Annotated in this window: 11 protein-coding genes; 3 read left to right on the forward strand and 8 right to left on the reverse strand. The window is 42.3% G+C overall.

All coding sequences use genetic code 11. The annotated features are described in order from the left end of the window. Positions 1-86 precede the first annotated feature (86 nt). From rimO to HMPREF9064_RS01230, 3 genes are all read left to right on the forward strand, one after another. Positions 87-1,418 (forward strand): 30S ribosomal protein S12 methylthiotransferase RimO, encoded by a 1,332-nt coding sequence (gene rimO, locus HMPREF9064_RS01240; protein ID WP_032998004.1) that lies wholly within the window; start codon positions 87-89, stop codon positions 1,416-1,418. A gap of 60 nt (positions 1,419-1,478) precedes the next feature. Continuing rightward, the gene (locus HMPREF9064_RS01235; protein ID WP_006719508.1) at positions 1,479-1,952 is read left to right on the forward strand and encodes a low molecular weight protein-tyrosine-phosphatase; all 474 of its coding nucleotides are present in this window, start codon (positions 1,479-1,481) and stop codon (positions 1,950-1,952) included. A gap of 127 nt (positions 1,953-2,079) precedes the next feature. Then, positions 2,080-2,298, forward strand: coding sequence for a YdcH family protein (locus tag HMPREF9064_RS01230; protein ID WP_006719509.1), 219 nt, complete (start codon positions 2,080-2,082; stop codon positions 2,296-2,298). Positions 2,299-2,352: 54 nt separating this feature from the next. Here the strand turns inward: HMPREF9064_RS01230 and slyD are convergent, their stop codons facing one another. The 8 genes from slyD to def form a co-directional block, all read right to left on the reverse strand. Beyond that, positions 2,353-3,009: a peptidylprolyl isomerase gene (slyD, locus tag HMPREF9064_RS01225; RefSeq protein WP_006719510.1), complete on the reverse strand. Its 657-nt coding sequence runs from the start codon at positions 3,007-3,009 to the stop codon at positions 2,353-2,355. A gap of 96 nt (positions 3,010-3,105) precedes the next feature. After that, positions 3,106-3,825 carry an SIMPL domain-containing protein gene (locus HMPREF9064_RS01220; RefSeq protein ID WP_006719511.1) on the reverse strand — a complete coding sequence of 240 codons (720 nt, stop codon included), beginning with the start codon at positions 3,823-3,825 and terminating at the stop codon, positions 3,106-3,108. Between the two features lie 46 nt (positions 3,826-3,871). Beyond that, positions 3,872-4,306 carry a ribonuclease E inhibitor RraB gene (gene rraB / locus HMPREF9064_RS01215; protein ID WP_006719512.1) on the reverse strand — a complete coding sequence of 145 codons (435 nt, stop codon included), beginning with the start codon at positions 4,304-4,306 and terminating at the stop codon, positions 3,872-3,874. 99 nt (positions 4,307-4,405) lie between these two features. Continuing rightward, positions 4,406-4,792: a large-conductance mechanosensitive channel protein MscL gene (gene mscL, locus HMPREF9064_RS01210; protein WP_006719513.1), complete on the reverse strand. Its 387-nt coding sequence runs from the start codon at positions 4,790-4,792 to the stop codon at positions 4,406-4,408. A 105-nt stretch (positions 4,793-4,897) separates the two neighbouring features. After that, positions 4,898-6,274 carry a Trk system potassium transporter TrkA gene (trkA, locus tag HMPREF9064_RS01205; RefSeq protein WP_006719514.1) on the reverse strand — a complete coding sequence of 459 codons (1,377 nt, stop codon included), beginning with the start codon at positions 6,272-6,274 and terminating at the stop codon, positions 4,898-4,900. Positions 6,275-6,296: 22 nt separating this feature from the next. Next, positions 6,297-7,658: a 16S rRNA (cytosine(967)-C(5))-methyltransferase RsmB gene (rsmB, locus tag HMPREF9064_RS01200; protein ID WP_006719515.1), complete on the reverse strand. Its 1,362-nt coding sequence runs from the start codon at positions 7,656-7,658 to the stop codon at positions 6,297-6,299. Further along, complete coding sequence (gene fmt, locus HMPREF9064_RS01195) at positions 7,658-8,614, reverse strand: methionyl-tRNA formyltransferase (RefSeq protein WP_006719517.1); 957 nt, start codon at positions 8,612-8,614, stop codon at positions 7,658-7,660. Before fmt ends, rsmB begins: the two co-directional genes overlap by 1 nt. Before the next feature lie 66 nt (positions 8,615-8,680). Further along, complete coding sequence (def, locus tag HMPREF9064_RS01190; protein WP_006719518.1) at positions 8,681-9,193, reverse strand: peptide deformylase; 513 nt, start codon at positions 9,191-9,193, stop codon at positions 8,681-8,683. Between the last annotated feature and the right edge of the window lie 144 nt (positions 9,194-9,337).

Consider the following 9,337-nt stretch of genomic DNA (forward strand, 5'->3'; position numbering starts at 1 on the left):
TGGTATTTCACTGTCGCCTTTTTGTACAAAAAAAGGTAGAATTAGCCCCTTTTTTATTACCCGCGATAGACTTTTTGAGAAAATTTATGAGTTCTACCCCAAACATCGGCTTTGTCAGCCTTGGCTGTCCGAAAAATTTAGTGGATTCAGAACGTATTCTGACGGAATTACGTTCCAACGGTTATAACATTATTCCAAGCTATGAAAATGCCGATTTAGTGATCGTGAATACCTGTGGTTTTATTGACAGCGCCGTACAAGAATCTTTGGAAGCCATTGGCGAAGCGTTAGAAGAAAACGGTAAAGTGATTGTGACCGGCTGCCTTGGCGCAAAAGAAGATCAAATTCGCCAAGTTCACCCAAAAGTGTTAGAAATCAGCGGTCCGCACAGTTATGAAACCGTGATGAATCAGGTACAAAAATACGTACCGAAACCGGCTTATAATCCGTATGAAAGCCTGCTGCCGGCACAAGGTGTGAAACTTACACCAAAACATTACGCCTATTTAAAAATATCCGAAGGCTGCGACCATCGTTGCACGTTCTGTATTATCCCGTCCATGCGGGGCGATTTGGATAGCCGTCCGATTACTCAAGTTTTGGATGAAGCCAAACGTTTGGTGGATGCCGGCGTAAAAGAGCTGTTAATCGTGTCCCAAGACACCTCCGCTTATGCCTTAGACCAAACCAAAGAAAACCAAAATAAAACCGTCTTCTGGAACGGTATGCCGATTAAAAATAATTTAATCAGCTTGTGTCGCCAATTAGGCAATTTGGGCATTTGGGTTCGCTTGCACTATGTTTATCCGTATCCACATGTGGACGAATTGATTCCACTGATGGCGGAAGGCAAGCTGTTGCCTTATTTGGACATTCCGTTGCAACACGCCAGCCCGAAAATTCTGAAAGCCATGAAAAGACCCGGCAAAATCGACCGCACTTTAGAGCGCATTAAAACATGGCGTGAGATTTGCCCGGAATTAACCTTACGCTCCACCTTTATCGTTGGTTTCCCGGGGGAAACAGAAGAAGATTTCCAAATGCTGTTGGATTTCTTGAAAGAAGCACAGCTAGACCGCGTGGGCTGTTTCAAATTCAGCCCGGTAGAAGGTGCGCCGGCGACAGATATGCCGGATCAAGTACCGGAAGACGTGAAAGAAGAACGTTATCATCGTTTCATGCAACTCCAACAAGCCATTTCCGCGGCTCGCTTACAACAAAAAATCGGCAAAACGTTAAAAGTGATTGTGGATGACATCAATGAAGAAGGCATTATTGGTCGTTCCATGGCGGATGCGCCGGAAATTGATGGCTTGGTGTATGTAGACAATCAAAGCCAAAGTGCGGTCAATATTGGCGACGTGATTTCTGTGCATATTACGGATGCTGATGAATACGATTTATGGGGAACCTGTTAATTCCTTCAACAAAAATCCTCGCCATGAGGATTTTTTTTATGACTTTTGAGAGAGAAAAAAATGCAACCAATCAACATCCTTTTCGTCTGTTTAGGCAATATTTGCCGTTCCCCGATGGCAGAATACGTCATGCGGGAAAAAATCAAACAAGCCCATTTGCAACATAAAATCCTGACTGCCAGCGCCGGCACCTCCGGGTGGCACGACGGTGAAGGCATGCACTGTGGCACGGCCGACATACTGGATCAACATAAAATCGCGTCGAATGATTTTGTCAGCCGTAAAGTGCGGTCAAAAGATTGGGCGGATTTTGATTATCTGATTGCCATGGACAATGAAAATTTACAGGATTTGGAAAAGCTATTTGGACATCATCCGGAAAAACAGTTTCAAATCACCGCACTTTGTCCTGATTTAGGCATCGATCACATTCCGGATCCTTGGTACACCAAGAACTTTCAGCAAACTTATGCCTTGCTCGATCAATGTTGCGATGCCTTGTTAACCAAAATTCGTCAAACACATCATTTGTGATAGAAATGTTAATTTGATACATGCATTTTGTGATCTCTCGCACGTTTATTTCGCTGCGAATTCGGTAAGATAATGCCAGCATAACTGCCGTTATGCCATGTAAAATTTATAATGAGGTATTTCCACTATGTTTCCAGAATTTAGAGATCTAATTACCAAACTGAAAGTTGAAGATGCTTATTTTGCAAATTTATTTGATAAACATAATGAACTAGACCAACGTATTAAAAACATCGAATCCAATATTGAATTGGGTACGCACAATGAAGTGGAAATGTTGAAAAAGGAAAAACTACGTTTGAAAGATGCAATGTACGAAGTCTTGAAAAAGGCTAGCGCAAAATAAACGAGCATAAAAACAAAAGACCGCATTGAAGTGCGGTCTTTTTTATGGACATTTTTAGTGTTTGCCGCCACAGCCGCAACCACCGCCATGGTGATGATCGTCATCATGATGGTGACCATGACCGCCACAGCAACCTTCGTGCTGATGATCGTGGTCGTGATGATGGTGGTGGTGATGATGGCCGCCACAACCGCAACCATGACCTTCTTCATCGCTATCATGGTCGTGGCCGCCACAACAACCGCCTTCTTGGTGTAAATGACCGTGTGCGATTTCTTCCAATGTCGCCTCACGGGTATCCACTACTTCCACGGTGAAATGTAATTCTTGACCGGCTAACATATGGTTGCCATCAACAACAACATCTGTATCGCCCACTTCAGTAATCACTACCGGCAATGGCCCCATATCCGTATCTGCAATGAAACGCATACCGACTTCTAAATCTTCCACGCCAACAAAAACATCTTTTGGTACGCGTTGCACCATATTTTCGTTGTATTCGCCGTAACCTTCTTCCGGTTTCACGCGAACTTCAAATTTGTCGCCCACAGATTTGCCTTCTAAGGCATTTTCCAAACCGATCACAAGGTTATTATGACCTTGTAAATATTGTAACGGTTGATTCGCAGGTGCTTCATCCACCAATACACCATCTTCGGTACGAACTTGATAAGCGATGCTTACCACCACATTTTTTGCAACTTTCATTGTTTACCTCATTTGTTCAAAGGGGAATTTCTGCGTCAATCTTAACCGCAGAAAAGCGTTGTCATTTTATAAAAAATCTCATTCGGGAAAAAGGGATTAGTTTAATAACTTAATCTGTGCACTCACTGAGGCTTTTAATTCCGCTTTACCGTTATTATCCAGATTCACTTCATCAGCTGCCTCTGAAGAGAAAGAGTTCATTTTGGCAACTGGCATCATACGTCTGTCAAAATATAGCATTTCATTTCGGCTATCCAGATTCAAATTTACCACCTCATAGCCTTTAGCATTCAGTGAAGTTTGGATCAACTGCGCTTTGTGCTGGAATTGTGCTAAAGCGCTTTTAATCATTTCATCTTCAAATTTTACAGCGGCTTCTTTTGATAGCTTCTGAACAACATCGGTAATGGCGAAAGTGTCATTTAAGTCGGAAATCACTTGAGACAACACCACAAAATCCTTACTTTCCAACACTAAATCGGCTCGTTCAATCCATCCGGACTGCTTACCTTTGCTGTCATAACGCACCTGTGTGCTACGCGTATTTTTCTTAACTTCCACCGCACTTTGTTTTTTAAGCACCTCTAGCGCGGCATTCACTTTCTGATTAATGGTTTGATTTAATTCTTTTAAGTTTTTATTTTCTTCTTTGACGAAAAGCGTCACTTCCATGACATCATAATCCACGTCCTTAGTAACTTCCGTACTAAAAGAAATCACATTTTTTTCCGTCTCATCAGCAGATTTTGTTTCTGCATTGGCAGCCAAAGCCATGCTTAAAGGCAAAAGTACTAAAGCAAAATGTTTTAATTTCATGAGTGTCTCCTATATACAAAAGTGCGGTCGATTTTCAGATTGTTTTTTAATGTTTAACGATATCCTCATCATCATCTAAGTCATCGTCTTCGTCAAAAAATTCACCGTCATCACCATATTCATCGTCATCCGCATTCGGATCTTCAAAATAGGTTCCCCAACCGTCATAACTGCCTTGATATTTTTCTACTAACGGCAGTAATTCTTTTTGTTGGGCATCAATGATTTCAGGTTTGAGCTCCACTTCGCTGATAATATCGCAGCAGAACAATACGCTGCCATTTTCCTCTTCAAATTCTTCCGCCTCAGAAACCTCATAGCCGGCTTTAAATGCATCCATAACAATTTTTTCTAATTTATCAAAATTATGGTGAGAAATATGATGTTCAATAATATACAACGCATTCGGATCGCTACCGTCATTTAACAAATCGGTAATAATTTCGCGGGTCTCAGCTTTTAATTCGTCTAAATGACTCATAATGTTTCCTTGCAAAAAGTGGGAAGGGACAAGTGCGGATATGATACAGGAATAAAAAGAAAAATCTTCTCACAAGGAGAAGATTTTATCTAATAAAAATTATTTTTTAAGTAAATCGCGGATTTCAGTCAATAATTTTTCTTCAGCGCTAGGTTCTTTGACTGCTTCGACTGGTTTCTTCAATTTGTTCAATGCTTTAATCATCATAAAAATTGCAAACGCAATGATGATAAAATCAAATACATTTTGAATAAAGACACCATAATTTAATGTCACCGCCGGAATATCGCCAGCCGCTTCTGCTAAGGTGAGTTTAAGGTCTTTAAAATCAATCCCACCGGTTAAAATACCTAATACCGGCATAAAAACATCTGCCACTAATGAACTGACGATTTTGCCGAATGCACCACCGATGATCACACCGACTGCCATATCAACAACATTGCCACGCATGGCAAATTCACGAAATTCTTTAATAAAGCTCATAGACGCTCTCCTAAGATAAGTCAAAAAATCAACGACAAAACATTTGCCGATTGGTTAAAAAAGGCGCACATTATAGTGAGTTTGCGCAGAAATAACAATTTTTATTCAAATAAAAAATGCGGTTGGTTGGAATAATTTCTCCACATCAGAAATATATTTTTTCTCACTTAAATACACCACAACATGATCGCCTGCTTGAATAACGGTTCTTGAATCCCCAATCAACACATCATTGCCTCGTAAGATAGCGCCAATCACCGCACCGGTAGGCATTTTTAATTCATTAACCATGCGACCGATAACATGAGAGCTACTTTCTTCGCCATGAATGATAATTTCAAGCGCCTCCGCTAATCCATGACGTAAAGAAACGACATTTGCCACATCCCCTTTACGCACATGCCCAAGCAACGCAGAAATAGTGGCTTGCTGTGGAGAAATCGCAATATCAATGGTACCGCCTTGAATCAAATTGATATACGCAATGCGTTGGATCAACACCATAGCTTTTTTCGCGCCAAGCCGTTTTGCCAATAACGCCGACATAATATTGGCTTCATCATCACTTGAAAGGGAAAGGAATACATCGATATTTTCAATGTGCTCTTCAAACAGCAAAGATTGATCGGACGCATCTCCGTTGAACACCAACGTTTTTGATAATTTTTCCGCAAGGACCGACGCCCGTTCAGCATTACGCTCAATGAGTTTCACGGTGCAATGCTCTTCTAACAACTTCGCTACACCGGTGGCGATATTTCCTCCACCCACAATCATAATGCGCTTATAGGGTTTTTCGAGGCGTTGTAGCTCACTCATTACCGCTTTAATGTGCACGGTGGCACAAATAAACGTAATTTCATCACCGGCTTCAATAATCGTTGAGCCTTGTGGGCGAATCACTTTATCTTGGCGCAAAATCGACACAATACGGCAATCAATATGCGGTAAATGTTCTTTCAGCGTAGAAATCGAATAACCAACCAAGGGGCCGCCGTAATAGGCTTTCACCACAACCAAACTGATCTTATCTTTCGCTAAATGCGCCACTTGTAATGCGCCGGGATAGCTAATTAAACGAACAATATCCTGCGTCACCAAATTTTCCGGTGAAATAATGTGATCAATAGGAAACGCCTCGTCAGAAAATAATTTCTCTTTTTCCTTCAAATATTCACTATTACGAATACGGGCAATTTTAGTTGGCGTATTAAACAAGGTATACGCAATTTGGCAGGCAACCATGTTAATTTCGTCAGAACTGGTCACCGCAATTAATAAATCCGCATCCGGCGCACCGGCATCACGCAACATCTTTGGCGAAGAGGCTAACCCTTGCATCACGCGCAAATCGTGTTTATCGCGTAAATGCTCCAAACGCAAGGATTCATCGTCAACCAAAGTAATATCATTGTCTTCACTGACCAAATTGGCTGCCAAGGTAGAACCGACTTGTCCTGCGCCTAAAATAATTATCTTCATTTGATTCTCTCCATGGCTAACGTTAACCCTGACGTTTCACCAATTTCGCGTAATAAAAACCATCGCCACCGTCAATTTGTGGAATAAACTGAAAACCAACCGCACTTTGATTACGCTCAAGTACATCAGGCGGTAAATCCAACGGGAGCAATTGCGCATCAGGCGTATTTTGCAAAAAGCGCTCAATCTGCTGACTATTTTCTTCTGCAAGCACAGAACAGGTTGCATACAACAATACCCCATTCGGTTTCAAATAATGCCACAATGCATCCAAAATCTGCCCTTGCAAAGCGACTAACTGCTTGATATCAGCCTCTTTACGTAACCATTTAATATCCGGATGACGGCGAATTACCCCGGTGGCGGAACAAGGTGCATCTAATAAAATGCGGTCAAAACGCACCGCACTTTTGCCCAATTTGTCTAGCCATGCTTGTGGATTCGCCGCATCACCGCACACGACTGTCGCCTGCTGTTGCATCCGTGCTAAATTTTCTTTCACGCGCTGCAAACGGTTTTCTTCCACATCCAACGCCATCACATCAGCCTGCGGCGCCAGTTCTAAAATATGGGTGGTTTTGCCGCCCGGTGCCGCACAGGCATCTAAAATAACCTCATGATTTTGTGGCTGTAATAATAACGCCGCCCATTGTGCATGAAGATCTTGAACTGTCACACCACCTTCGGCAAACAACGGTAAATTTTGCACGGCGGTCGGCTGAGTTAAACCCAGCGCCTGCGGATGAGACGTTACCTGTGTTTCCGTCTGCTGCGCTGCTAATAAAGTGCGGTAAGTTTCCAAGCTGTTTTTTTGCGTATTCACCCGTAACCACATGGGTGGCTTTTGATTATTGGCGTCAATGATCTCGCGCCAGTTCGGATAACTCTTCTTCAGTTTATTCACAAACCAATCAGGATGCAGCGTTTGCCAATGTTTATCCACAATCGCAAGAATATCATCTTGTTCACGCAAAAATCGACGCAGCACCCCATTCACCAAACCACGAAAACTGTCGGATTTTAAAGATTTCGTTGCATTCACGACTTCATCTACCGCAGCATGCGCAGGGATTCGCATATAAAGCAGCTGATATAAACCGACCAATAGCAAACAATGCACAATGCGCGTTTTGCCTTTAAGTGGTTTATCCACAAGGCGTTTGATAATTTGTTCCAAACGAGGCAGTACGCGACATATGCCGAAACAAATTTCTTGCAACAAAGGTAAATCTTGCGCTTTCACCGAAGATTGCGCTTCCGGTATCAACGTAGACAAGGATTTCCCTTCATCCAATACTTGCAAAATCACTTTCGCCGCCATTGCACGCGTAGAAAGTGCGGTTGTTTTTGGCGGTATTTTTTTAGATGAGTATTGTTTTTCCATTAGGCCAGCACCTTACCCACTTGGAACCAATCGGCACGACCGTTTAATAGATCCTGTGCCGACATGGGTTTCTTACCCGCCGGTTGTAATTGCAATAAATTCAGTACGCCATCCGCTGTCGCGATTTGGATACCCTGTTTATCAGCCGCTAAAATCGTCCCCGGTGTTTTATTCACATGGGGCAACACGGTTGCTTGATACACTTTCAGCGTTTGCGGATTATTCTGTCCATCCATTAATTCCAAATAAGCCATTGGCCAAGGATTAAATGCGCGAATGTTGCGTTCCAACTGCGCAGCCGATAGCTGCCAATTTAACTTGGCTTCTTCTTTGGAAAGTTTGTCAGCATAATTACTTTGGGTGTCATCTTGTTTTTCCGCGGTGAATTTACCGGTTCCTAAATTATCCAATACATCAATTAACGCCGACGGCGCAAACTCTGCCAGTTTGTTATAAAGGCTTGTGGACGTTTCTGTCGGCAAAATATCACAATACACTTTGTGCAACATATCGCCTGTGTCCAACCCGGCATCCATCTGCATAATCGTGACACCGGTCCGTGTATCACCTGCCCAAATTGATCGTTGAATCGGTGCGGCACCACGCCAACGCGGCAACAAAGAACCGTGCACATTTAAGCAACCATAGGTTGGTGCATCCAAAACGGCTTGAGGCAAAATCAAACCGTAAGCCACTACGACCATGACATCTGCATACAACGCACACAATTCTGATTGTGCTTCAGGCTTCCGCAAGGATTTCGGTTGATAGACAGGAATCTGATGTTGCTCGGCTAACTGTTTCACAGGGCTGGCTTGCAATTTTTTACCACGCCCGGCAGGTTTATCCGGCTGGGTGTAAACGGCAATAACGTTATGGGAAGAATTGAGTAAAGCTTGTAAATGCTGTGCAGCAAAGTCCGGCGTGCCGGCAAAGATAATATTGAGTGGTTTCATAATGTTCTACGTCATAGATAAATAAAAGTGCGGCTAAAAATTACCGCACTTCTGGAGGATTCACAATTATTTTTGCTTTTCCATTTGTTTTTTCACTTTCATCAGCTTCTCTTTGATGCGTTGACGTTTCAACGGAGAAAGATAATCTACAAAAAGAATACCGTTAAGATGATCAATTTCATGCTGAATACAAATAGCCAGTAAACCATCGGCTTTTAAGGTAAATTCTTTACCATCACGATCGAGGGCTTTTACTGTCACTTTCTCTTTGCGAGGCACTAAAGCGCGAAATCCCGGAATAGATAAACACCCTTCTTCAATGCCCGTCTCACCTTCGGCATCCAAAATTTCAGGGTTAATCAATACCAATTGATTTTGTTTATCACCTTCAATGTCGATAGTGATAATACGCTGTAAAATATCGACCTGAGGTGCGGCTAAACCAATGCCTTCTTCTTGATACATAGTGTCAAACATATCATCAATAATTTTGCGGGTATCATCATTTACGTTCAACACAGGATCGCAAACAACTTTCAGATGTTCTTCTGGATAAATAAGTACATTTAAAGCAGTCATAATTTCTCTTAGAATTTAAAATAAGTGCGTTATTGTAGCCTTTTTCTCATAAAATTCCTATGCTGTAAAAAGCAAAAACCCCCGATGCTCTCACATCAGGGGTTCATATCAGGCTTGGCGGTGACCTACTCTCACATGGGGATA

The sequence above is a fragment of the Aggregatibacter segnis ATCC 33393 genome (assembly GCF_000185305.1).
Classification (GTDB): domain Bacteria; phylum Pseudomonadota; class Gammaproteobacteria; order Enterobacterales; family Pasteurellaceae; genus Aggregatibacter; species Aggregatibacter segnis.